Consider the following 23,611-nt stretch of genomic DNA (forward strand, 5'->3'; position numbering starts at 1 on the left):
TCCTTTTAATTTTGCGTTCGTGTTTCGTTATTTTCTTTTTTCGGCAATCCGAAGCTTCGCAGAACGAGCCCGGTTGTTTTCTTCAAGCTCTTCATGAGATGCCGTAATCGGTTTTCGTGTGATGAGCTTCAGCTCCGGTTCAAACTCTTCCGGTATGACAGGAAGACCCGGTGGAAGTTCCGGAAGCGACGACTTTTCTTTAAAAGTGCTTTTGCAAATTCTGTCTTCAAGCGAGTGGAAGGTAATGACTGATACCCTTCCCCCTGGCTTAAGAACCTCAATTGCCTGCTCCAAAGCCTCTTCAAAAACCTTAAGTTCATCGTTCACGGCAATTCTGATTGCCTGAAACACGCGTTTAGCGGGATGTCCCCCGCTCCTTCTCGCTGGAGCGGGAATCGCGTCTTTTATTAGATCGACCAGTTGGCCCGTAGTTTGAATAGGAGATTTGATTCTTGCCTCCTCAATTTTTCTGGCGATCTGTTTGCTGAACTTCTCTTCGCCGTATTTAAAGAAAATACGTACGAGATCCTCATAGCGCCACTCATTTACGACTTCTTTCGCCGTAAGCGTGGCCGACTGGTCCATCCTCATGTCCAACGGAGCGTCATGATGGTAACTGAATCCGCGTTCCGGTGTATCCAGCTGCGGGGAGGACACCCCTAAATCAAATAAAATACCGTCTACTTCTGTAATGCCTTGTTCATTCAAACATTCTTTTAAATACCTGAAATTGCTTTTAATCAGAATGAGCTGCCCTTTATAATCGGACAACGCTTCTTTCGCATGCTGTAATGCCGTATCATCTTGGTCAAAAGCGATTAAACGCCCCTTCTCGGATAACTGCTGCAATAAGTATGTACTGTGCCCAGCTCCGCCGAGTGTGCAGTCTACATATGTACCGTCCGGTTTAATATTAAGCCCGTCTACGGTTTCATGAAGAAGTACTGTCTTGTGTTGAAACATATTGTGTTGGTCCCACCTTTTATCAGGATGAATTGAAATTGTTTTTAGAGTGTTATACACGAAGAATCATTATATATCAAACCCAATCATGTTTTCAGCAATTTCAGCAAATGAATCTTCTTGCTCTTCTGTGTATTGTTCCCAAATTACTTTACTCCACAATTCAATTCGATTAGAAACCCCGATAACAACACATTCTTTTTCCAGTTTGGCGTAATTCAATAGAGATGATGCAATATTTACCCTGCCTTGCTTGTCCAGTTCGCATTCGGTTGCCCCTGAAAAGAAAAAACGGGTAAACGCGCGGGCATCTTTCTTAGTGAGAGGAAGAGCTTTTAGTTTTTCTTCAATTTGTTTCCATTCGTGCATAGGGTAGCCGAAGAGACATTGGTCAAGCCCTCTAGTTAGCACAAACTGCTCACCGAGGCCTTCTCTGAATTTAGCGGGTACGATCATGCGGCCCTTCGCATCGATGGTATGCTGATATTCACCCATAAACATGATCTCTTGCCCCACTTTCTCTCCTTAACTCACCACTATCCACCACTTCTCTCCACAACTTCATTTTACACTGTTTACCCATAAAAAAAAACCCTGAACTATTCAGGGTTCTTTAAAACTTTATTTCAAAGTTTGACAACTTGATGTTGATTTTGAAAAGAAAATGGCAGATTCTTGAATGATGTGAAGAATTTTGGACCGTACCTGTTCAAATAATACATAATATTCCAAATTCGTTCTTGCGGCGCAAGCATCGGCTTAATGCTATTTTGGATTCTCTCATAATCCTTCAGCACGTAGCCTTCTTTCTCTTCAATTCGTTTCGTCACCGTACGCTCTAAAAACTGAAGCTGATCCTGGATAAAAGTGGCATTTTTCACGAGTAAAGGTTCCATGCTTTGATCAACCTTTAACGCCTCCTGCCGGACCGTTTTGTGAATCGCTTCAATTTGGCTCTTCGCCTGATCCATCACTGCGGTAAACTCTTCCGGAATCTGGCGCTCAAAGTATGTCTCTCTTTGATTCTCCGTTCCGCGTTCAATCGCGTCTTGTAACGAGATATTCCGTTCAAGCAGTTTTTTCTCAATATGCCGTTCAAGTATTGTAATGTTCAACCTCGGCATAACAGGAGGCATTTTAAAGCCCATCACCGCAAAGGCCTGTTTGAGCTCACCCCAATAGTTGATTTCTCCAGGGCCTGCAATAAATGCTAAAGTCGGAATGAGGTATTCCTGCATTAACGGTCTCGTCACAACATTGTTGCTGAAGCGCTCAGGATGTTCTTCCATATGGGTATAAAGTTCATCCATCGTCCATCCGAGATCAAGCTCATTGATAACAAAACGGCCGTTATCTTTTTCAATTAAAAAACGTTCTTCTTCATATTCATAAAACAGATTCGCCTGCTCTTTTCCGGACTCGATAATCGGTTTGTAGCCTGCTTCACGCATGAAGGCCTGCTGATCTGAAACAGCGCGGGCGAGTTCATCATTTTCCCGAAGAATCTTTTGGAACATGGCCGTTTCCAGCTTTTTAATCCCCGGATCTCCAGAATTTAATAATACTAGGCCCTCCTCTTGGAACAGATCCGCAATCAGCAGTTCAAAGAAGTCAGTAAACGTAACAGATTCCCTTAAACATCGTTTTACATTGTCGAGAAGTGCATTCGTATGGTCTGTTTCTTCAAACGCGGCAAATACATCATCTATCCAGGCGGCACATTTTTCCTGATCAAGCGATGTGCTTGCTGCCGAAGACTTCTTCCAGTAAGACTGAGGCAGCTTTTTTTTCACAGGCCCATTCTCTTCTGACGTATGGACAAAATTAATCTCATCCAAATCGTGGTCTTCTCCGGCCACCCAAAAGATCGGTATGACAGGCACTTGCAGTTGCTTTTCTTGTTCCTTTGCTAACACAATGATTGAAATGATTTTATGTATAGTGTAAAGCGGTCCTGTTAAAAGTCCGGCCTGCTGTCCGCCGACAACAGCGGCACTTGACGGGTCCCTCAGCTTCTCAATGGCAGACTGCATGGCACTTGATCCGAATTTATGATGGTAAGAGGATAAGTACGCCGCCAATTCCTCTCTTGCGAAAAACCGGGAAGATAAATCTTTCAGTCTTTCGCGCCACATGTCCTTATGATGAATGCTGTAATCAAAAAAAGAAGACATTTCTTCTTTGCCATCTATATAGTGCTGTACAAACACATTCTGATTTTTGATGGAAAGTTCAGTTAGCTGCATCTTCTAGAACTTCCTTTCTCCAATAAATAGTTAGTTATCCGAAATGAGTATAGCATGTTACCGAAAAAGCTCAAAAGACTTTGTTTGTATTTCGCTCCAAAGCTTTAATGCTGCCGTATAAAAACTCCAGGTGGACGGCATCAAGGCCCTGAAGTCTTGCTTCCTTCAATAAATATCCGATAATGGCGTCAGCTTCTGTCTGCCGGCCTTCGATGACGTCAACCAGCATAGAAGAACGATTTTCTTTCGTTTGCCCGCAAACGGTTCGAACACGCTCCCAAGCCTCTTCTTCGTTTTCAAGCCTTAAAATACGGCACGCCTCCTGAAAAACCAGCTTCATAAAAGCCAGATAGGCTGGCTTTGTCAGCAGTTCTCCGTTCTTCACCTGCAATAACGCGGTTAACGGATTGATACAAGCATTTACAATCAGCTTGCCCGTCAGCAGGCGATACCAATCCGTCTCATAACGAATCGGAAAATCCGAATGGTTATGCGAAAGCAAGACATTCAGCCGATCTGGTTCAGCACCGTCGAACGCGCTCCATTTTATCGCACCTAAGCCTGTATGTTCAACAGCAGTATCTGATTTCCTTACAGCTCCGTGCTCAGCAATTCCAACATAAATGGAATGGCCAGCGCGCCAGTCTTTGAGATCATGGATATGCCCCATACCGTTTTGCAAAAATAAAATATTCGTTTTCCCGATCCGTTCAAGCGATGGAAAAACAGACTGAAGCTGATGCTGCTTCACTGTCACGACAAGAAGATCAAAATGCGAATTGATACTCATGTCCGCACTGCAATCAGCTCTGAATTCTTCTCCGCCTTTATAAAGCCGGATCCCTTCAGACTGAATGGCCGCAGCCTGTTCTTCCCGCCTCGTCACAACAGTCACCTCGTGATGAAGTGACAAATAATAGGCGCATAAAAGGCCGACGGAGCCCCCGCCGATAATTCCAATTTTCATGATGTCACACCCAATTTAGCATTTACGTATTATCATAGCAGAAGTGCAAAGAAATTACTTCTCAAAGATCCCGTGTGCTTAAAATTAAAGTTTAAATATTTGGATTTTTTAAATAAAGCGTTTACAATATATGTAGAAACAACAAAGGGGGAGATTTGTTTGGTAAAGGTAGAACGTCTGCTTATCAACTATAAAACGCTTGATGAATTCAAGAAATTCAAAGAATACGGTATCCAGGAGCTTTCAATGCTTGAAGATCTTCAGGATAATATTATTGAAAATGACAGTACTTCGCCTTTTTACGGGATTTATTTTGGGGATAAACTTGTAGCGCGAATGAGTCTATATCAAGTTAACGGCAAATCGAATCCTTATTTCGACAATCGCCAGGATTATTTGGAGCTGTGGAAGCTTGAGGTTCTTCCGGGCTACCAGAACAGGGGTTACGGGACAGCATTGGTTGAATTCGCTAAATCATTCAAAATGCCGATCCGGACAAATCCACGAATGAAATCAGCGGAATTTTGGAATAAAATGAACTTTGAAACTGTTAAGTATGATATGGCGCGGGACAAAGGGGAAAACCCGCTCATCTGGCATCCTGACATGGATCACGAAATGACACCGGGAGAGTCTGCATAGAAATAAAAACAACCGGCCTCTTCTAAATATAGGGCCGGTTCATTTCAGACGTTCATTACGTTTCTTGAGCTGCTTTTTTCATTCTTCCGTCTTCCTTTGAAACAACCATTTTTCTGGCCCGATCCATGATATCGATCAGCGCCTTGTAATCCTCTTCTGTCATCTCTAGCTGGTTCCTCAGTGTTTGATTTTCACTCCGTAAATCCTCAAGCTCTTTTTGCAGCGATTGGATTTGCTCCTTCAATTTTTCCCTTTCAAGCTGAAATTCTTGCGAAGACGGCGTTTCTTTGAATTGTTCAAGAAATTGAATCACATCCTGAATGGACAAATCTCGTTTTCCTTCTGGCGCTGCCGCGGCAGTCTGCTTCACGGAATTCGGCATATTGACTGAATGAACGCCGATTTGCTTTCTCAATTCTTTCCTCTGCTTTTTCGCAAGCTCTATGCCTGACTGGTATTGTTTTCTCACATACGAGTTCCACCTGAACCCACAGGCTGCCGCAGTTCTGGTCAGCGCCCTTCCAACCTCCTCAAAGGCGGAAAGCTGTGTTCCTCCCTCTCGAATATGACGAAGCACCACTTCCGCCAGCAGCAAATCCTCATCCTGAGTCCAAGCATCTTGTCTTGTAATGGTCAAATTTAATCTCCCTCCATGTCAGCTTATTTATCTCATACATATGCCAGTAATAGATTAGATAGACTATTTGCACTCACAATTTTTCCGCAAGCTGACAGGAAGAGAAAAAGAAAAAGCGCAGGGCTTTCACCCTGCGCTTTTCTTACTTAGTTACTTTTTACATTTATGTCTTTGCCGTTGTATGATCCGCATGCTTTGCATACACGGTGAGACAATTTCATCTCTCCGCATGACGGACATTCTGTCATACCAGGTACATTAAGTTTGAAATGTGTACGGCGCAATCTTTTCTTCATTTTAGAAGTTCTTCTAAAAGGTACAGCCATTATTCCCACCTCCTTAAAGAGTTAAGATTCATCATCTTGTTTTAAGAGCTTTTCGAGGGCTGCAAGTCTCGGATCAACTTGATTCTTCTTGTCTTCCTCCGAAATGACTTGCCAGTCCTTTCCTTCTTGAGGAGCAGCCCCTTTTTCTTGTTCAGATTCACAAAAGATTTGCATAGGGATTTCTAAAAGAATTTCTTCTTTCACGATCGGAGTTAAGTCGATAGTATCGTCCTCAACAATGTGAACGTCATCATCTTCTATATCATCCGTCTGATGAAATATAAACAGTTCTTTTGTTGAAATTTCAAATGGATACGGAACATCAACGAGTGTTCTTGAGCATGGCAAAATCATTTCGCCTGAAATTGTAAAATCAAACGAAACCTGTTTGGATTTGATATCCGCTCTGCCCTTCACCCGGACGGGAGAAATGCGGCGAATGTCAGAATTCAGTTTTGTCAGCTCATTTAACTCAACTGTTTCATCAAACTCAAAACTTTGTTTTGGCATTTGATGCAGCTGATAAATCGTCCATTTCATTTGTATCACCTCAGGAAAGCAACAAACATGATTATAGCTTTTAAGATTGTTTTTGTCAATATTTTTTCTTTACAGCATAATGCTGCCATTCAAGTATCGTTGACAGCGGAATGTGCTATGCATACACTTAAAACAAAAATAAGACATAAGAGTTTTCATTTGCAAATGTACCATACGTTTTTAAACATAGCAAGAAAGGCGGAAAAAATATGAAAGCTGTCGGATTGGTGGTTGAATATAATCCCTTTCATAACGGTCACCTTTATCATGCCCAAACAGCAAAGCGGCAAACCGGATGCGACGCGGCTGTCGCGGTAATGAGCGGGCATTTTTTACAGCGCGGAGAACCAGCTGTTGTGTCCAAATGGGCACGAACAAAAATGGCGCTGCAAAGCGGCGTCGATCTTGTGATTGAGCTGCCTTATCTGTATGCGGTGCAAAAAGCGGAGATTTTTGCACGCGGCAGTGTATCCAGCCTGAACAAACTCGGATGCGAGGCGCAGTTTTTCGGAAGCGAAAATGGTGATATTGAGCCGTTTTTAAAAACTGCAAAGCTTATTGATGAGCATAAACATACATTTGATCAGCGTATTAAAGAAGAAATTAAAAAAGGTGCCAGTTACCCAGCAGCGGCAGCTATCGCCTTCAGCTCCATTTTACATACCGAAAATACACTTGATTTGTCAAAACCAAACAACATTCTGGGATACCATTATGTGACTTCCATTCTTTCCGGCGGATATCCGATGAAACCTTATACCACAGCTCGAATTTCCTCGGACTATCATGATGCCGACCTTCCAGAAGGCGAACACCATATCGCAAGCGCCACAAGCATCAGAAAAGCGATGATTGAACAGAATCTTGAAACCTGCCTTCGTTTTCTTCCTGCTGCATCTGCATGTGAATTGGCAGATTACCGTAAATCTTTCGGACTGTGGCATACACCTGAAAGCTATTTTTCTTACTTAAAATACAGCCTTTCAACTGTAACAGCACAGGAATTACAGCAAATATACGAGGTGGAGGAAGGTTTAGAGCACAGAATTCTTCGTTCGATCAGAAAAGCCAGCTCCTATCAGGAATTTATGGAGATGCTGAAAACAAAACGTTATACGTGGACAAGACTTCAGCGGATGAACACGCACATTTTAACCAGAACGAAAAAACAGGATATACACAAGCTGCTTGACGACAAAGAAGTGCCTTATATCAGGCTTCTCGGCATGACGAAAAAAGGACAGGCTTATTTATCGAAAAAGAAAAAAGCGCTGTCCGTTCCGCTTGTCAGCAAACTGTCTTCTTTCTCCCATCCCGCTCTAGATCTGGACATTAAAGCGAGCAGAATCTACAGCCTGCCGATAGAAGAGCCGCTGAGAACTGAGTTTGACCTGCAAGAATACGGACATGCACCGATCCGATATGACGAAGATGAACAACGTTTTTTAAACTTATAGAAAAAGCACCTGAGTATCAGGTGCTTTTTGCTTTCAGCTTATTCAAATAATCAATCGCATCCTGCATCGTATCAACAGGCACAATCTTCATGTCTGAATCGATATCTTTTGCTGTTTTTACTGCGTTTTTATAATCAGAATTGCTGGCACCGTTTTGATTTGGCGCGAAGAAAATGTCTTTTCCGGCTTTGTCTGCAGCGACGACTTTTTGATCAATGCCGCCAATCGGGCCTACTTTTCCGTCAACATCAATTGTACCAGTTCCCGCAATATCGTAGCCTTTTGTTTCGTCTGTTTTTGTCAGCTGATTATAGATTTCAAGAGACATCATTAACCCTGCTGACGGTCCGCCGATATTTTCGATTTCAAAATCAATATCAGGCTCCACTTTCACGTTTCTGTCCGTATAGAGCGATACTCCGATTCCTGCCCGTTCCGGCTCATCAGGAAATTGTTTTAACGAAAGGGTGACACTCTTTTCTTTTTCTTCTCTTTCGATTTTTAACGTGACTTTATCTCCCGCTTTTTTGCTGCTGATATAATCAATCAGCTTTTCAGCAGACTGATAGTTTTTGCCGTCTGCGCTGATGATTTTATCACCGACTTCTATTTTCCCTTTTGCAGGCATGTTTTCTACAACTGAGCTTGCGTATATGCCGTTAAAGGAATAGCTGACTTTTTTTCCTGCCTTTTGATAGGCGGCTATGACGGCGTTTTCTTGCGAGCTTTCCATCATTTGGATCTGCCTTTTCATATACTCCTTATCTGATTCGCCTTCTTCCTTGATGCTTTCATCAGGAACAATCTCATAATAAGGGTGCATCTTTGCCCACACATATGTAAATGGATTAGCCGGTCCCACTTTGACAGTCATTAAGGACAGACTCCCTTTTTCCGGGTAGCCTCCCTCCACTTTTATCAGTGAAGCAAGCTCTGTCGCTTCTCCCGGTTTTGTAATATAAAATGGAAGTTTTATAAATGATAAAACGGCAATCAAGATGAGGATGACAAGCATCCAGCTAAAATGTTTTTTACGTAGCAAATTATAAGCCCTCCCAATTCTCTATTTCTTTTTTTATCTGGCTGATCATTCGGTTTGTCGCCTCCTCGCCTGCCGATATCATTGCTTCAATATTGGCAAACGAGCTGGAGCTGTATGTTTCAAGAGAAGGGCGAATCATGATATCCGCGGCGATCGTTTGATGTCGCACCAATTCATTTTGCAGTATATCCATACTTTGCATAATTACATCAAAAATATGCGACGCCGTTTCGGTTTTTCGAACCCTGGAGACATCAGAGGCGATGATGATATCAGCTCCCATGTCTTTTACAACAGAAACCGGAATTCGGTCTACGACAGCGCCATCTACAAGAAGCCGTCCGTCCAGCTTCTGCGGAATAAAGATACCCGGTATGCTTATGCTGGCCCGCACCGCATCTGACACTGATCCTTTGCGGAACACAATCTTTTCTCCCGTCTGTAAATCACATGCAACAATGCCCAGCGGGATTTGAAGCTCTTCGATCGGTTTTCCGAATGTATAAGCATGCACAAGCTGCCTGACGCGGTCACCTTTTAAAAAACCGAGTCTGGGCACTGTATAATCAGCATAAAACCGCCGTTTAAAGGCTTTGGCGACTTTTTTCATCGTTGCCACGTCATGGCCGGCGGCATAGAAACTGCCCACCAAAGCGCCCATGCTGCTCCCCGCAATCATATCCACTTCAATTTGGTGCTTATGTAAACTGGAAAGCACACCGAGATGAGCGAGCCCTCTGGCCCCTCCCGATCCTAACGCTAACCCGATTTTAGGTTTGGCCAACGCGTTAACCTCCTGCCTGAATTCCCTGTATACCGAATTCTATGGTCTAAACTGAACCCCTATGCTCGTATATTAGTACAAAGAATCAAGAGGACAGGTACTGCTTGGCCGTTTCGTGTCATACATTATTTTATCATGATATACATGTCATTGGGCATTTTTAGCATCGGGGAGGTAAGAATGAACTTGTCGAAGATTAATACACTTTTGATTGCTTCGTTTTTTCTTTTTTTAACAGCGACTGTCATCTCACATCCGCAGGCTTCATTCGAAGCCTCTAAAACCGGGCTTTCTATGTGGTGGGAAGTTGTGTTTCCGTCATTGCTGCCATTTTTTATTCTGTCTGAACTCTTAATCGGCTTTGGCATTGTGCGGTTTGTCGGTGTTTTGCTTGAGCCTTTTATGCGGCCGATCTTTCGTGTGCCGGGTGTCGGCGGCTTCGTACTTGCTATGGGAATGGCATCAGGAAACCCAGCGGGAGCAAAGCTCACTGCCCGTCTGCGGCAGGAAAAACAGATTTCAAGAGTAGAAGCAGAACGGCTTGCGTCGTTTACCAATTCTTCAAACCCGCTCTTTATTTTCGGCGCTGTTGCCGTCGGTTTCTTTCAAAACGCGTCATTGGGCATTTTATTGGCTTCTGCACACTATTTGGGGAATCTGGCTGTCGGTTTAACGATGCGTTCCTACGGACGCAAGGAAGAGCAGCATCTCAGAAGGAGGAAAACGATACCTTTTCCTTCGATCAAAGATGCTTTACACGCTCTTCATACCGCCAGACTTGCGGAAAAACGGCCTCTGGGCAAAATTTTAGGCGACGCTGTGACGTCTTCAGTTCAAACGCTTCTTATGGTAGGCGGCTTTATCATTTTATTTTCTGTCTTTAACCGGCTGTTGTCTGTCGTTCAGCTGACTGATATTCTGTCTGTTTTCACAAAAGGCGCGCTGACCTTGTTTCAGCTTCCGGCTCAATTGGACATTCCCCTTTTATCAGGGATGTTTGAAATCACGTTAGGAAGCAAGCTTGTCAGCGAGACAGATGTTTCTCTTCTGCAAAAAGCCATTATCGTCAGCTTTATTCTCGGGTTTAGCGGCTTTTCCGTTCAAGCTCAGGTGGCAGGTATTTTATCGGAAACCGATATCAGATTTAAACCATTCTTTATCGCACGTTTGCTGCAGGGCGTTTATGCGGCCGTGTTCGTCATGCTTTTATGGAAACCTCTTTACATAGCATGGCATGATCCGTATCAGCATGTATTCAAACCTCTTAATAGCGGCGAAATGCCAACTGCATTTATAAACGGATGGAATCTGCTTGTGCAGATTGGACCTGCTGTCACATTATGCGCGCTGTTTACGTACATTATCATTTTTTCTTACAGACTGACAAACGGAACAAAAAAAGGATGAGTCAAAACCCTCATCCTTGTCTGAATTTTTGCTGAAGCGCCAGCTCTACTTCCGGCGGCACAAACTCTGATACCGAGCCATTGTATCTTGCCACTTCTTTTACGATGCTTGAACTTAAAAACGAATATTGATTGTTTGTCATCATAAAAAACGTCTCAATGGATTCATCCAGCACACGGTTTACGGATGTCCCCTGCATCTCGTATTCAAAATCAGATACCGCTCTCAAGCCTCTTAAAATCGCTTTCGCATTTTTTCTTTTTGCATAATCGATCAACAGCCCTTGCGACGTTTCAACTGTTATGTTTGGAATGTCTTTTGTCACTTCTCTCAGAAGCTCACACCGTTCTTCCACACTGAACAAGGGCTTTTTTGAAGAATTATTCAGCACACATACATACACTTGTTCAAAAATATGCGCCCCGCGTCTGATGATGTCCAAATGCCCGTAGGTCACCGGATCAAAACTGCCGGGACAGACAGCTATACTCGCCACATCACTACCCCCTCTTTTTATAAATCGCCACCCCTGTAAGCCCATAGGTTTCTTTTCTAGTCATCACAAGATCTCCTACGGTTTCGGGAAGCTCGACCTCTCTGTCATGCTCAGCAACGATAAAGCCGTCTTCTTCCAGCATTTGATATTCGTCAATCATCGTTAAGAGTGCTTTCAGCTTTTGTTCCTTATACGGCGGATCAAGAAAAATTCCGCGAAAGCATGTTTCTCTTTTGGCAGCAGCATGCAAAGCCCGTTCCGCATCATTGCGGTATACCTGTGCATGTTTTGTAAGCTCCAGCGTTTTCAAATTTGATTTTACCGTTTGAATTGCTTTAAAATCACGGTCAACAAATATACAATGCTCAAATCCGCGTGAAAGCGCTTCGATTCCTAGGCCTCCACTCCCCGCGAATAAGTCAAGTCCCCTGCCCCCATCAAAATAAGGGCCGATCATATTGAAAATGGATTCCTTCACTTTATCGGTTGTCGGTCTTGTTGATGTTCCCGGCACAGCCTTTAATGAACGGCCTTTTTTTGATCCAGAAATTACTCTCATGTTCCACACCACTTTTTCTAAAAGCTATTTTGTTTCTTTGTTCGGCCGGACGCCGCTATGTACATAGAAAAAAATCATCCCTATCTTAACATAAAGCATTCTTTCAAACAATGAACGCTAATCTTGATAAACAGGTGTATAGGCAGAATGATCCTTGTCCATACTATAAGCAACAGCATCTAGAGGATGTTGTTGCCAACCGCGGAGAAGACTTACGTTTCCCCATAAGTTCTTCCTCCGGTTTCTCCTCTCCCTTTGCCTTCTCCTTAACATGTTAAGGAATAGAAGGACCCCGCAGAAGCCTGCGGGGATTTTTTTATACAGCTATATTCCGATTTTATAATCGTATTCTTTTGCTTTATCAAGCTTTGACTCGAATTCCAATTTTAAAAACGGTTTATAAGAAGGCTCTACTTTTTTCACAAACGAGTACGATGCGATCTTGTCCATTGTTTTTTCAATTTGGTCCATATCGCAATACAGTACGACATATTTTAAGCGTTTTGATACATAGTGCACATTTCCGAACTTCCTCAGCATTTTGCTTTGCTTAAGGGAATGCAGATACACAACCATGCCCTGGCGCCTATTCTCCAATACAATCACCTGCCTGATTTTTCTTTTATGTAAAAGACGAGACGGCCAGTCTCGTCAGGATACTTTGCATCCGCAGCTTCCGCCTGAACCGCAGCCGCCTCCGCATGAAGACAAACCGTCAAAATAAGGGTTCCCAGTCGGAACTTTAACATGCTCTGAAACAGCAGTCCCAATCTCGACGCTAACCTCGTCAAGAATAGACTGGAGCTCATTTTCAGCTCTCTTGAAGTCAGCCACCTTATCGTTCAGGTCCAGCTCCCGCTTGATCTCCCTCATTTTCCGGGATATTTCTCTATAGTCAGGATGATATTTACCAAAACGCTGTACATCCTCATACTGCTCTTTTATTTTGATAAAAGAACGAATAATCCGCCCTGCCTCTTCATCTTCCTGGAGACGCTTGTAACAATTGCGGTAGTTCTCAGCCGTCTCCGAATGCAGAATCATCTCGGCAAGCTGCTGAGCTTCACTTTGAAGCCGCACGGATTCCATCGTCGCATACATAACATGCACCTCCAGTTGTTAGTTTACCATGAAACCAGCCAATTGGAAAATGCTTAACCACAGCCCAAAAACAATCTCACGAAAAAGACCCTCTTTCGGGCCTTTTAATCTTTTGTCCGCATCGCTTGAAACATTTGCATCATCATTTGCGCCATTTGAATTCCGTTTGTAAATTGGTTCACCCGGTGCGGTATGGTTTTTTCATAAAAGTTCATCATCTCAAGCTGAAAGGAGGACAGATCATCCGGTTTTCTCGAAAGCCTGCGGTACCATATCGGCTGTTCTCTGATGAATCGTTTCCGTTCTTCGTTTGCTAAAATAAATTCCTGAACCTCTTTGCGCATATGAGCTCCCCTTTTTTAATCCTTTCGAAAAGAAAAAGGATGCTGTCCAGAGCCTGGCTGAGATTGCTTCTGGCCGTTTCCGGAAAATGTATGAAGAAGACTTTGCAACGATGAGATCGACTGGCTCATTTTATTGATTTGTTCGTTCATTTGATTGACATCCATCTTTTTCACCGCTGTCACCATCTTAGAGACAAAATCATTTTTTTGCGGTGTTTCAGGCACATCTTCCGCAGCTTCTTCCGGTTCCCGATATGGATCCCAAATCGGGTCGCTCTCCCCAAAGAGAACCCAATTTTCATATACGTCCTGCCAGCTTCTTTGTTCTTTACGCACTTCTTTTATCAGCTTGGGATGCTTTTTGACGAATTGTTTAAAGTCATTGATTGAATGATTGCCATGTTGATTCGCCACAATCCTCACCCCCTCCGAAAATCGATACCTACTACAATGTATCGTTTTGTGAGGCATTGTGTTCGCCTATATTCATTCAGGCATGAATTTTTAACCTTGCCTCCATACACATAAAAGCCGTAGCCTTAGAAGGAATGGGAATCTACCACCTCTGTTACCATCAGTACTTGCACTCGAGCCATCAGCTTTTGCGGAATAGGAAAAGCCGCGGAACCATTCGTCCGCGGCTTTTCATTACCATCGCTTAATAAAATTTTGGGTGTAATATTTTCGGTCTACTCCGACACCAAGATGCGTATAATCTGAATTCAGAAGCGCCTTTCGATGGCCTTCACTATTCAGCCAGCCTTCTACAGCGGCCGGACCGTCCACATAATTGTATGCTATATTTTCTCCCGCTTGCTGAAAGTCAACATCCCCTTCTTCTAAGCGGTCTTTCAGCGAGCCGTATTTTTTAGAGACATGGGAGAAATAGTTATTGTCCTTCATATCCTCGCTATGTCCAAAAGCCACTTCCGCCGTCGGCTGATCCCACTCAAGCTTCGCAAGCCCATGTTTGACGCGTATGACATTCGTCAAATCAAGTATTTGCTTTTCGCTCGTCGTTTGGATCTTTTTCCACTTATCATCTGAAACAGCTTTCGGTTCAATCAATTCACCACGGTATACAACCTCATAAGGTCTTTGCTTAACAAAGGTTTGCGCATCAAATGCCCTAATGCTGGATAGCTTCCCCTCAAATTTGTCCATATACAGCTGGACATACATCTTTCCTACTTTTACAGTCGGTCTTGTATTGATGTCCTCTTCAGAAAACTCAAATCGATAGGAATTTCCTTTATACTCTACATTCACAAATGGTGCCACCTGGGTCGTCTTAAATACTTCTCCGGTCGATTCACCAATTTTGAAAGGCTTTGCGTTAATATCATTCCCAGCCGCAAATAATGTGACCACTTTATTGTTTAATACCCCGATTTGGATATATTGGTCTTTTCCTTGATTGTATACCCACCAATCGTAATCATAAGCTGAAGGGTCAATGCGTTCAGGTTCCCCCAGTTTTTTCGTTACATCATCGGCGGACTTGCCCATAAAGGACAATAACCCTGAAGTCGGCATATGTATTCGTTTGCCGCTTTGCGCTTCCTCATTAGACACTTGAGGCTCACTGTCATTTGATTTTTTTTCAGGAACAGATCCATATTGAATAAACAGAACGTAAGTTCCGCAGATAATCAAGAGGATAACCAGTGCTCTCAATATATTTTTCAATCTATCACCCCCGTGGCGAATCACAATGTCTTGCCTTACGTCTCATTACAATACAGCCTATTTAACATGTCAAAGATTTATGTGTTAATGAAAAAAGCCTTCTTCTCTATTATCACCCTCGGAAATATCCGATAAGGCACTGCCGGCACGTTCATTGGTTTGTTCAGATAAAGAAAGATCACCAAGCGTGACAATTCCAGTCAGCTTTTTGTTTTTTGTAACAGGTATCCTTCTGAGCTGATGGGATGCCATCAAATGAAGAACCTCATCGACTGAAGCATCTTCCTCCACACTGACAGGTTTTTCGGTCATCGCGTCAGTGATTTTTTGCGAGTTTGGTTTTTTTATGGCGATTCCTCTTAACACGAGATCACGGTCGGTTACGATGCCTACCAGTGTTTCTCCATCCTCATCAACTATTGGAATCGCACCTACATTCGCGTCTTTCATCTTTACCGCAGCTTCATATACATTATCTAATACCGTGCAATATTGCAAGTCGGCCGTCATCAGATCTTTTATTTTTGTCATCCGTATAACCTCCTTTAGTCTAGTGCTATTGTCGTCAAAATTTAATTTTTGCATACTTTCAAAAGAAGAAGATTCATTGAAAGTTTAACGCTTTCATACTATGATTGTCAGGAAAGGTAATTTTTATAAGGAGGGGTCAGTGTTGAAGTTTACTGAAAGCGGACTTGAAGGGGTAAAGGCTGAGCTGAGCTGGCTGGACGACTTGATGGAAAGCAAAGGCCTCGTCAGAGCGGGTCAATGGGATTACGAAAGAGTCACCTATGACAGGAAGTTTTCGACGATTGAGGGTACGTTTTATCTGCGGATACAAGGCATTGCGGCAGAGGGCGATGTTGGAAGCGGCCGCGCCGTGATTCAATTAATGTCCCCTCTCTTAGGCAAGCATTATTACCCGCATGGAGTAGAATATGGAGAAACGGAAGAGTTTCCCATACAGGTTGTGACAAAAAGCAAGGCACTGATTCAGGACATCTCCGACTTGTTAAAAACAGTTCAAATGTAATGAAAAGGTACAGCATGTTTTGCTGTACCTTTTATGATATCGTTTGCTGAATATACGGCGGCTCCTCTTGCCCGTCCTTTTCCCTTTCTTTCTTCACCCATTGGAAAAAAATAATCGCCAAAAAAGTACCGTACACAATTTCCTGAATGATTTTCATCATAACTGCTCCGAGCTGCTGATCCTCTAACAAAGGCAGTGTATTGAATAGCTCCGGTCCTGTTAATGGGACCTGCCCCATCATATCTGCAGGCACACAAAGCTTCATTGCCTCAGCCCACGCAGACGGATCTGTATAGGTGGCGTATAACGGCGCACCGCTAAACATGATCAGTGCGCAAGCAGGCGTGAGCAGTATACCGTCCGCCATAATATATCCCAGCTTCATCAAGCCGCTGAGCTGCCGAAGACGCTCTACCTTATGAACAAGCGGCCACCACATCAAAAACGCAAGCACAAAGATAAGCCAAGTCATTAACGTATGGTAAAACGGATCCGTTTTGACAGCATCAAATATAAACGGAACATGATATAAAGAAAAAATGCCGTTAAATAAAAGCAAAGCAATTAAAGGCGTCGAGAAAAATGAAAAAACCGGTTTAATGGCAGGCTTGAAAATGATTTTCTCCCAGAGCCATGCAGGAATTCCCGCGATCAATAACGGCGGGACTACCAAGTACAGCACAGCCATCTGCACCATATGCGCGCTGAACATAATATGTCCGAGCAGATCAACCGGGCTTCCCTCGGCTGCATATAAAAACAGCATCGCCGACAGAAAGCACACCATCTCTTTACCTGTTATCCGTTCAGGCTTTGAAGACATTCGCCTGTAAAAAAAGAGATAAAGCACCGTAATGCCCAACAGGATACAAAAAAGATAAGGGCTCCACATCGCGCGAAACCCAAATACCTCTAACTGATTCATTTCTTCACCTCCGGCTGCTGTTCAAATTACCACCATATAATTGTGACAAACGCAAGCACAGTGATGAACGCGACAAACACCCCTGAATACAAAAACAGTGCCGGCGCCTCATGCCCTTTTTGATTCATATGCATGAAATAATACAGCTGGAAGATGACTTGAACTGCAGCAAGCAGAATAATGAAAGGAATCGTAAACCAGCTGCCGACACCGTCCGTTGCCACAGTCAGAAATGCAACAATCGTAAGACCGATCATTAAGCCAAAAGACAGAACCTGATATTTCATCTCCTGAGCATGCTTCTTTTTCTTAAATTCAAGGTCGCTGTTGATATGCCCTCTGCTTTTTTTACCGACCATGTTTATCCCACCATCCCCATTAAATATACAACGGTAAAGATGAAGACCCACACGACATCAATAAAGTGCCAATAAAGACTGGCAACATAAAACTTAGGCGCCGTATACAGGTTCAGCCCCCTCTTGGCATTACGGATCATCAGCGTGCTGATCCACATAAGCCCAAATGCCACGTGGGCGCCGTGTGTACCGACAAGCGTGTAAAACGCGGAACCGAGCGCAGAGCTTGTGATGGTAAATCCAAACTCATGGGTGTAATGCTTAAACTCATAAATCTCCAATGCTAAAAAGCCAGCCCCCAATAAGATCGTAATTCCCAGCCAAAGCTGCATTTTGCCGAAGGAAAAGTTCTTCATGTGGTACATTGCGTACACACTCGTTAAACTGCTCGTTAACAATAGCATTGTGGCGATAAAAACAAGTGTTACATCGAACATTTCCGTCGTAGGCGGATCACCGGCGTTTGAATTCCGGAGTGCAAGAAACGTTGCGAAGAGAGACGCGAACAAAACTGTCTCTCCCCCAAGAAAAAGCCAAAAGCCTAAAAATTTATTTTTCCCTTCCAGTGTTACTTTTTCGGGAGAAGCTGGAAAGGTTTCTGCGGTGAATTTTTCTTCAATTTGCATTATGCCTTCACCCCTTTATCATCGTTCGGCAGTTCCTCTTTATGAATATGATAGCCGTGATCATCAATTACTGAGCGAAGCAGCATCGTAATAAATGTGATGCCGAGCCCGATAAAGATCACCGGCAGCCCCCAAGCGTGATCGGTTCTGTACAGCAGACCAAACGCTGCGACAAAGAGGCCGAAGGAAATGATGAACGGCAGGATTGAGCCGTTCGGCATATGAATATCATCAACCGGTTCAGCCGGTGTCATTGATTTGTGTCCTGCCTGCTTCTCAATCCAAAACGGATCAAGCCCTCTGACAAAAGGAAGCTGTTTAAAGTTATACTCCGGCGGCGGTGAAGAAACGGTCCATTCAAGCGTACGTCCGTCCTGCCAAGGATCGGCTCCGACATATTCACCTTTTACTGATGTCCAAATGACATTGACCAGCAGAAGAATAACAGCTGCCGCCATAAAGAACGCTCCAATCGTACTGATCAAGTTGCCGGTTTCAAGACCCTGGCCTGGCAAAAACGTATAAACCCGGCGCGGCATCCCCATCAAACCGACAAAATGCTGAATGAAAAACGTGAGATGAAAGCCGATAAAAAACAATACAAATGAAATTTTCCCCATCGTTTCATGCAGAATCTTACCGAACATTTTCGGCCACCAGAAATGAACACCGGCTAAAAGGCCGAATACCACGCCGCCAATAATGACGTAGTGGAAGTGCGCCACCACAAAATACGTATCATGGAACTGATAATCAGCAGCTGCCGCTGCCAGCATGACCCCCGTCACACCGCCGAGTACGAAGGACGGAATGAAGGAGACGGCATACAGCATAGCAGTTGTATACTTTACATTTCCTCCCCAGATCGTCAAAAGCCAGTTAAAAATCTTAATCCCGGTCGGTATCGCGATAGCCATTGTGGCAACCGCAAAAATCGCATTTGCAATCGGGCCGAGACCTGTCGTAAACATGTGATGCACCCAAACCATAAAGCCCAAAAAGCCAATGAGCACGATGGCAAAAACCATTGATGAGTACCCAAACAAACGCTTTCTGGCAAACACAGGAATGACCTCTGAAAAAATACCGAATGCAGGCAAAATTAAGATATAAACCTCCGGATGGCCAAAGATCCAAAATAAATGCTCCCAAATGACCGTATTCCCGCCAAGCTCCGGATTAAAGAAATTGGTGCCGAACAGCCGATCCAGCATCATCAGTGCCAATCCGACCGTAAGCGGCGGAAATGCAAACAAAATCAATGCCGAAGCCACAAATGTCGTCCATGTAAACAAAGGTAGCCTCATGTATGTCATGCCCGGAGCCCTCATGTTGATAATCGTGGCCAAAAAGTTAATCCCGGCTATCAGCGTCCCAAGCCCCGATATTTGCAGTCCGAGGACGAAAAAGTCTATGCCGTGCCCTTCAGAATGAAGCGAAAGTGAGGCGTATGACGTCCAGCCCGCGTCTGGTGCTCCGCCCAAAAACCAGCTTAGATTTAAGAAAATGCCCCCGAAAAAGAAGAGCCAAAAACCGAGCGAGTTTAAAAATGGAAACGAAACGTCGCGAGCCCCAATCTGCAAAGGCACGACCGCATTCATCAAGGCAAATAAAAGCGGCATCGCAGCCAGAAAGATCATTGTCGTCCCGTGCATTGTCATTACTTCATTGTACGCTTGGGCACTGAGAAAAGCATTTTCAGGTTTTGCAAGCTGAATTCTGATAAACATCGCTTCAATTCCCCCGACAAGAAAGAAGAATCCCCCGGCGATTAAGTAAAGAATCGCGATTTTTTTATGGTCCACCGTCGTCAAATAATCCCAAAGCATAGATCCGCGCGTCCGCTTTTCTGTAAGCGCATTCAACATATGTGACCTCCCCCAATATCTCCCTTTCTTCCCTACTTGCTTTCCGCTTTTAACCCTTTTAAGTATTCATAAAGCGCATCTGTTTCACTGTCTGACAGCTTCGGATATGTTCCTGTCATTTTGTTCCCAGGTTTTATGCTCTCAGGATCCTTCAGCCAAGCCTTCACATTTTCTTCGTTGGACTCTTTCACCCCTGCTACCTTTGTCCTTTCACCGAAGGTCGCCAAGTTAGGTGCGGTTCTAGCTGCTTCTGCACGCTTATCATTCGGCTCTACCGCATGGCAGCTCAGACAGTTCTTCTCTTTAAACAGTTCTTCGCCCTGCTTAGCCAAATCGCTCTCTGCTGTAGACTTATAGTTTTTCATTTCTTTTGTCCAGCCCTGAAATTCTTTTGCAGACATCGTCTTTACCTTAAAATCCATCAGCGCGTGTGAAGGACCGCAAAGCTCTGCACACTTCCCAAAAAACATATCTCCTGCTTCTTTGCTTCGTTTTGAATCAAATGTCAGGAAAAACTTATTTTCATTATCTGTATTCGTATCAAGTTTTCCTCCGACTGAAGGAATCCAGAAGGAATGTTTGACATCGGAAGCTTTTAAATTAAAATATACACGCTGGTCTGTCGGCACAATGAGCTCCTGGCTTGTGATAATGCCGTAATCAGGGTATTCAAACTCCCACCAATATAAATTTGCCCGGACATTGACTACGAGAGCATCCTCGGCTTTGCGGCCTTTCTTATCCATTGGTGATGTATCTGCTAGCTCAAGCGTATATAATACGACAGGGATCACAAGAATGATGAGCAGCAAAATCGGGATCACGGTCCATGTGATTTCTAAAAATTTGTTCCCCTCTACCTGTTTCGGTATCGTGTTCTCACCGACCCTTGATCTTCTGAATCTCACAATCACATAAAAGAAGATAACAGATACTACTGCAACAACAACCACCATAATCAATGTGCTGAGCACTGTCAGATCATACTGTTTATCAGCCACCTCGCCAGCAGGCTTGAGCGTGGATAAAAAAGGTTTTCCACATCCGCTTAATAGAAGCGGCACTAAGGCTAATAATGAAATAAGACGCCAATGCTTTACCATTTCACCCAACCCCTTTTCTGGTCAATACAAGGCGGAAAGCAGACTCGAAATTCATCGCAATCCAGCCTACCACCAATAAAGCACTTACATTTCCTCTTCTCTTAAATTATGAGTTTTTTTACTCAAAATGCCATCTATGTATAAAAGTAAAGCCGCCTGATTAAACAAAAGGTCAAGGCGGCATTTACTAGTTGTCATCGTTTATTTTGAAGCGATAAAACAAGCAATGTATCTATTTTTTTAGAAAAGAGTCAAGACAACCATGGCAACGAAATAGATTGTCATGTAATTGAGCGAGTAAACAAACATCTGTGTTGCCCACTTCATGATATTCTTGGAGCGGAAGCCCATCAAGCCGAGAATCAGCCAGCCGATATTTAACAGCAAGCCGAGGATGACAATCGGAAGGCCAAGGCTTCCAAGGAAAAACGGTAGCGGCATCAGACACGCAACCCAGACAATAATTTGTCTTTTTGTCACTTCAAATCCGTATACGACAGGAAGCATCGGAATATTTGCAGCTCTGTAATCCTCAGTTTTCTTAATAGCCAATGCTAAGAAATGAGGAATCTGCCAAATAAATAAAATCATGAATAATACCCATGCCACGACACCGATATTGCCTTCCACTGCCGTCCATCCAATAAGCGGCGGCACTGCACCGGAAACACTTCCTACTACTGTGTTAATCGTATAACGGCGTTTCGTCCACATTGTGTACAATACAACATACGTAAAGACTCCGATAAAACCGATAACGGCAGCCATGACAGTTGTCATCAGCAGCATGATCAATCCTAAAGCAACCAGTAAAATTCCAGACCATAATGCCTGATTCGGCTGAATTTTACCCGTAACCGTAGGTCTTACTTTCGTGCGCTCCATAACATGGTCAATATCCCGGTCATACCAGTTATTGATCGCGCAGGAGCCCGCAATAATCAGAGAAGACCCGATTAACGTAAGAAGAACGGTGTTTATATTGCCTAAAAAACTCAAACCGGAAATATGCAGTGCAAGCCACATTCCAGTAAAAGTCGTGATGAGATTAGAATTGACGATCCCTATTTTAATAAGGGACAGAAAATCTTTCCACGCCGTTGTTTCTTCAATTTGTCCGTCTATAGCTGTATCATTTAAGATTCTGGAGTTAGCCATAACGTAAACCTCCCTTACAAACCTAACGCAGGAGAATAAAAAACCTGCAACTCTATCATACAAGATAACATCTTGTAAAAAAACATCCTATTAAATATTAAACGACAAACAGGAATTTATTTGTGAACTTTTTATGAATTTTACCAAAGATGAAGGCAATCGCCAAATCGGCAGTGCGTTTACCTTATTTCTATCAGACCCGGCATGAATAATCAAGTGTACATTTTCCGGAAGCCGTCATTCTATTATAATTTTGTGAACAAAAGGCTCTAAGAATTGCCACAAAACACATATTCGCTTACACTTGGAACGTATATAAAATTGCAGCAGTATGTTGAGAAGGTGAATATTGTATGAATAAAGCATTAAAAGCTCTCGGTGTTCTGACAACATTTGTCATGCTTATTGTTTTAATCGGGGGTGCCCTCGTTACAAAAACAGGTTCCGGCCAAGGATGCGGCAGACAGTGGCCGCTGTGTCACGGCCGTTTTTTCCCTGAACTGAATCCGGCTTCAATTATTGAATGGAGCCACAGATTCGCAAGCGGGATTTCTATTATCCTTGTGTTAAGCCTTGCATTTTGGTCTTGGAGAAAAATCACGCCTATTTTCCGTGAAACAACGTTTCTCGCGATCATGTCTATTATCTTTTTATTTCTACAGGCACTGCTTGGCGCATTGGCTGTCGTATTCGGTTCAAACGCGCTGATTATGGCGCTTCACTTTGGCATTTCATTGATTTCTTTCGCTTCAGTGCTCATTTTGACATTGCTCATATTTGAAGCTGATAAATCAGTTAGAAAACTGGTTAAGCCGCTCCAAATCGGCAAAAAAATGCAATTTCACATGATAGGGATTTTAATATATTCCTATATCGTTGTGTATACAGGCGCATATGTAAGACATACTGAGTCAAGCTTGGCATGTCCTGATGTGCCGCTGTGCAGTCCGCTGAACAATGGACTTCCGACTCAATTCCATGAATGGGTGCAAATGGGCCACAGAGCAGCAGCCTTGCTGTTGTTTGTATGGATTATTGTTGCCGCTGTTCATGCTATTACTTCCTATAAAGATCAAAAACAGATCTTTTGGGGCTGGATCTCATGTCTTATTTTTATCACATTACAGGCGCTGTCCGGTATTATGATCGTATACACTGAACTGGCTCTGGGTTTTGCACTTGCCCACTCGTTCTTTATAGCCTGCCTGTTTGGCGTTCTATGCTATTTCTTATTATTAATTGCACGCTTCCGTTATGAATCCAAACAATCATAACGACCCTAGACCAAAGCCCTACGCTTTGGTCTTTTTTTGCCGCTTCATACGCTTCCATCGCTAGT

At 43.4% G+C, this 23,611-nt stretch carries 29 protein-coding genes; 6 read left to right on the top strand and 23 right to left on the bottom strand.

From position 1 onward, the window contains the following. Window positions 1–27: 27 nt before the first annotated feature. From rsmH to CVV77_RS04755, 4 genes are all read right to left on the bottom strand, one after another. Window positions 28–963, bottom strand: coding sequence for a 16S rRNA (cytosine(1402)-N(4))-methyltransferase RsmH (rsmH, locus tag CVV77_RS04740; RefSeq protein ID WP_003238706.1), 936 nt, complete (start codon window positions 961–963; stop codon window positions 28–30). A gap of 69 nt (window positions 964–1,032) precedes the next feature. Then, complete coding sequence (mraZ, locus tag CVV77_RS04745) at window positions 1,033–1,464, bottom strand: division/cell wall cluster transcriptional repressor MraZ (RefSeq protein ID WP_003221402.1); 432 nt, start codon at window positions 1,462–1,464, stop codon at window positions 1,033–1,035. A gap of 125 nt (window positions 1,465–1,589) precedes the next feature. After that, window positions 1,590–3,209, bottom strand: a complete 1,620-nt coding sequence (gene bshC, locus CVV77_RS04750) for a bacillithiol biosynthesis cysteine-adding enzyme BshC (RefSeq protein WP_100274747.1) — start codon at window positions 3,207–3,209, stop codon at window positions 1,590–1,592. A gap of 70 nt (window positions 3,210–3,279) precedes the next feature. Then, window positions 3,280–4,176: a 2-dehydropantoate 2-reductase gene (locus tag CVV77_RS04755; RefSeq protein WP_100274748.1), complete on the bottom strand. Its 897-nt coding sequence runs from the start codon at window positions 4,174–4,176 to the stop codon at window positions 3,280–3,282. 159 nt (window positions 4,177–4,335) lie between these two features. Between CVV77_RS04755 and CVV77_RS04760 the strand changes: the two genes are divergently transcribed. Then, on the top strand, window positions 4,336–4,818 hold the full coding sequence (locus CVV77_RS04760) for an N-acetyltransferase (RefSeq protein WP_003238714.1): 483 nt from the start codon (window positions 4,336–4,338) through the stop codon (window positions 4,816–4,818). 55 nt (window positions 4,819–4,873) lie between these two features. Here CVV77_RS04760 and gerR read toward each other — a convergent pair whose 3' ends face one another. From gerR to CVV77_RS04775, 3 genes are all read right to left on the bottom strand, one after another. Beyond that, window positions 4,874–5,455, bottom strand: coding sequence for a sporulation-specific transcriptional regulator GerR (gerR, locus tag CVV77_RS04765; protein ID WP_003238716.1), 582 nt, complete (start codon window positions 5,453–5,455; stop codon window positions 4,874–4,876). 146 nt (window positions 5,456–5,601) lie between these two features. Then, window positions 5,602–5,781 (bottom strand): 50S ribosomal protein L32, encoded by a 180-nt coding sequence (rpmF, locus tag CVV77_RS04770; RefSeq protein WP_003154457.1) that lies wholly within the window; start codon window positions 5,779–5,781, stop codon window positions 5,602–5,604. Window positions 5,782–5,802: 21 nt separating this feature from the next. After that, entirely contained in the window at window positions 5,803–6,321 is a 519-nt protein-coding gene (locus CVV77_RS04775) for a YceD family protein (protein ID WP_003221388.1), read from the bottom strand. A gap of 27 nt (window positions 6,322–6,348) precedes the next feature. On the opposite strand from CVV77_RS04775, the gene CVV77_RS04780 reads away from it, so the two are divergent. Beyond that, entirely contained in the window at window positions 6,349–6,534 is a 186-nt protein-coding gene (locus CVV77_RS04780; RefSeq protein ID WP_003238719.1) for a hypothetical protein, read from the top strand. Then, complete coding sequence (locus tag CVV77_RS04785; protein ID WP_100274749.1) at window positions 6,531–7,778, top strand: nucleotidyltransferase; 1,248 nt, start codon at window positions 6,531–6,533, stop codon at window positions 7,776–7,778. Before CVV77_RS04780 ends, CVV77_RS04785 begins: the two co-directional genes overlap by 4 nt. Before the next feature lie 16 nt (window positions 7,779–7,794). Here CVV77_RS04785 and ddcP read toward each other — a convergent pair whose 3' ends face one another. Both ddcP and CVV77_RS04795 read right to left on the bottom strand, forming a co-directional pair. Continuing rightward, window positions 7,795–8,820 carry a protease DdcP gene (ddcP, locus tag CVV77_RS04790; protein ID WP_003238722.1) on the bottom strand — a complete coding sequence of 342 codons (1,026 nt, stop codon included), beginning with the start codon at window positions 8,818–8,820 and terminating at the stop codon, window positions 7,795–7,797. A gap of 1 nt (window position 8,821) precedes the next feature. Then, complete coding sequence (locus CVV77_RS04795; protein WP_003238724.1) at window positions 8,822–9,604, bottom strand: patatin family protein; 783 nt, start codon at window positions 9,602–9,604, stop codon at window positions 8,822–8,824. Between the two features lie 180 nt (window positions 9,605–9,784). Here CVV77_RS04795 and spoVV point away from each other — a divergent pair, with 180 nt between their 5' ends. Then, complete coding sequence (gene spoVV, locus CVV77_RS04800; RefSeq protein WP_019258326.1) at window positions 9,785–11,011, top strand: dipicolinic acid transporter SpoVV; 1,227 nt, start codon at window positions 9,785–9,787, stop codon at window positions 11,009–11,011. A gap of 10 nt (window positions 11,012–11,021) precedes the next feature. On the opposite strand, the gene coaD is transcribed toward spoVV, so the two are convergent. The 8 genes from coaD to CVV77_RS04840 form a co-directional block, all read right to left on the bottom strand. Then, the gene (coaD, locus tag CVV77_RS04805; RefSeq protein ID WP_003238727.1) at window positions 11,022–11,507 is read right to left on the bottom strand and encodes a pantetheine-phosphate adenylyltransferase; all 486 of its coding nucleotides are present in this window, start codon (window positions 11,505–11,507) and stop codon (window positions 11,022–11,024) included. Between the two features lie 4 nt (window positions 11,508–11,511). After that, window positions 11,512–12,066, bottom strand: a complete 555-nt coding sequence (gene rsmD, locus CVV77_RS04810; RefSeq protein ID WP_100274750.1) for a 16S rRNA (guanine(966)-N(2))-methyltransferase RsmD — start codon at window positions 12,064–12,066, stop codon at window positions 11,512–11,514. A gap of 324 nt (window positions 12,067–12,390) precedes the next feature. Next, window positions 12,391–12,663 (bottom strand): YlbG family protein, encoded by a 273-nt coding sequence (locus tag CVV77_RS04815; protein ID WP_009967171.1) that lies wholly within the window; start codon window positions 12,661–12,663, stop codon window positions 12,391–12,393. Between the two features lie 54 nt (window positions 12,664–12,717). Continuing rightward, a complete protein-coding gene (gene ricF / locus CVV77_RS04820) occupies window positions 12,718–13,167 on the bottom strand; it encodes a regulatory iron-sulfur-containing complex subunit RicF (protein ID WP_100274751.1) in 450 nt (149 codons plus the stop codon). Between the two features lie 104 nt (window positions 13,168–13,271). Further along, window positions 13,272–13,511, bottom strand: coding sequence for a YlbE-like family protein (locus CVV77_RS04825; RefSeq protein WP_014113693.1), 240 nt, complete (start codon window positions 13,509–13,511; stop codon window positions 13,272–13,274). A 15-nt stretch (window positions 13,512–13,526) separates the two neighbouring features. Further along, the gene (ylbD, locus tag CVV77_RS04830) at window positions 13,527–13,925 is read right to left on the bottom strand and encodes a YlbD family protein (RefSeq protein WP_003238734.1); all 399 of its coding nucleotides are present in this window, start codon (window positions 13,923–13,925) and stop codon (window positions 13,527–13,529) included. Between the two features lie 234 nt (window positions 13,926–14,159). After that, window positions 14,160–15,200: a CAP domain-containing protein gene (locus CVV77_RS04835; RefSeq protein ID WP_088110972.1), complete on the bottom strand. Its 1,041-nt coding sequence runs from the start codon at window positions 15,198–15,200 to the stop codon at window positions 14,160–14,162. Between the two features lie 84 nt (window positions 15,201–15,284). Next, window positions 15,285–15,731 carry a CBS domain-containing protein gene (locus CVV77_RS04840; protein WP_003238738.1) on the bottom strand — a complete coding sequence of 149 codons (447 nt, stop codon included), beginning with the start codon at window positions 15,729–15,731 and terminating at the stop codon, window positions 15,285–15,287. Between the two features lie 139 nt (window positions 15,732–15,870). On the opposite strand from CVV77_RS04840, the gene CVV77_RS04845 reads away from it, so the two are divergent. Next, window positions 15,871–16,233 (top strand): YugN family protein, encoded by a 363-nt coding sequence (locus tag CVV77_RS04845; RefSeq protein WP_100274752.1) that lies wholly within the window; start codon window positions 15,871–15,873, stop codon window positions 16,231–16,233. Between the two features lie 31 nt (window positions 16,234–16,264). Here the strand turns inward: CVV77_RS04845 and ctaG are convergent, their stop codons facing one another. From ctaG to cyoE, 6 genes are all read right to left on the bottom strand, one after another. After that, window positions 16,265–17,158 (bottom strand): cytochrome c oxidase assembly factor CtaG, encoded by an 894-nt coding sequence (ctaG, locus tag CVV77_RS04850; RefSeq protein ID WP_019258321.1) that lies wholly within the window; start codon window positions 17,156–17,158, stop codon window positions 16,265–16,267. A 26-nt stretch (window positions 17,159–17,184) separates the two neighbouring features. Continuing rightward, a complete protein-coding gene (gene ctaF, locus CVV77_RS04855) occupies window positions 17,185–17,517 on the bottom strand; it encodes a cytochrome c oxidase subunit IVB (RefSeq protein WP_003238744.1) in 333 nt (110 codons plus the stop codon). Between the two features lie 2 nt (window positions 17,518–17,519). Then, entirely contained in the window at window positions 17,520–18,143 is a 624-nt protein-coding gene (gene ctaE, locus CVV77_RS04860) for a cytochrome c oxidase subunit III (protein ID WP_003238746.1), read from the bottom strand. Further along, on the bottom strand, window positions 18,143–20,011 hold the full coding sequence (ctaD, locus tag CVV77_RS04865; protein WP_100274753.1) for a cytochrome c oxidase subunit I: 1,869 nt from the start codon (window positions 20,009–20,011) through the stop codon (window positions 18,143–18,145). The genes ctaE and ctaD overlap by 1 nt, the downstream gene beginning before the upstream one ends. Before the next feature lie 32 nt (window positions 20,012–20,043). Then, a complete protein-coding gene (gene coxB, locus CVV77_RS04870; RefSeq protein WP_088110974.1) occupies window positions 20,044–21,114 on the bottom strand; it encodes a cytochrome c oxidase subunit II in 1,071 nt (356 codons plus the stop codon). 240 nt (window positions 21,115–21,354) lie between these two features. Then, window positions 21,355–22,272 (bottom strand): heme o synthase, encoded by a 918-nt coding sequence (gene cyoE, locus CVV77_RS04875; RefSeq protein ID WP_003221348.1) that lies wholly within the window; start codon window positions 22,270–22,272, stop codon window positions 21,355–21,357. A gap of 353 nt (window positions 22,273–22,625) precedes the next feature. Between cyoE and ctaA the strand changes: the two genes are divergently transcribed. Then, window positions 22,626–23,546, top strand: coding sequence for a heme A synthase CtaA (gene ctaA, locus CVV77_RS04880; protein WP_019258318.1), 921 nt, complete (start codon window positions 22,626–22,628; stop codon window positions 23,544–23,546). The last annotated feature ends 65 nt before the right edge of the window (window positions 23,547–23,611 follow it).

The sequence above is a fragment of the Bacillus sp. SN1 genome (genome assembly GCF_002796895.1).
Lineage (GTDB): Bacteria > Bacillota > Bacilli > Bacillales > Bacillaceae > Bacillus > Bacillus inaquosorum.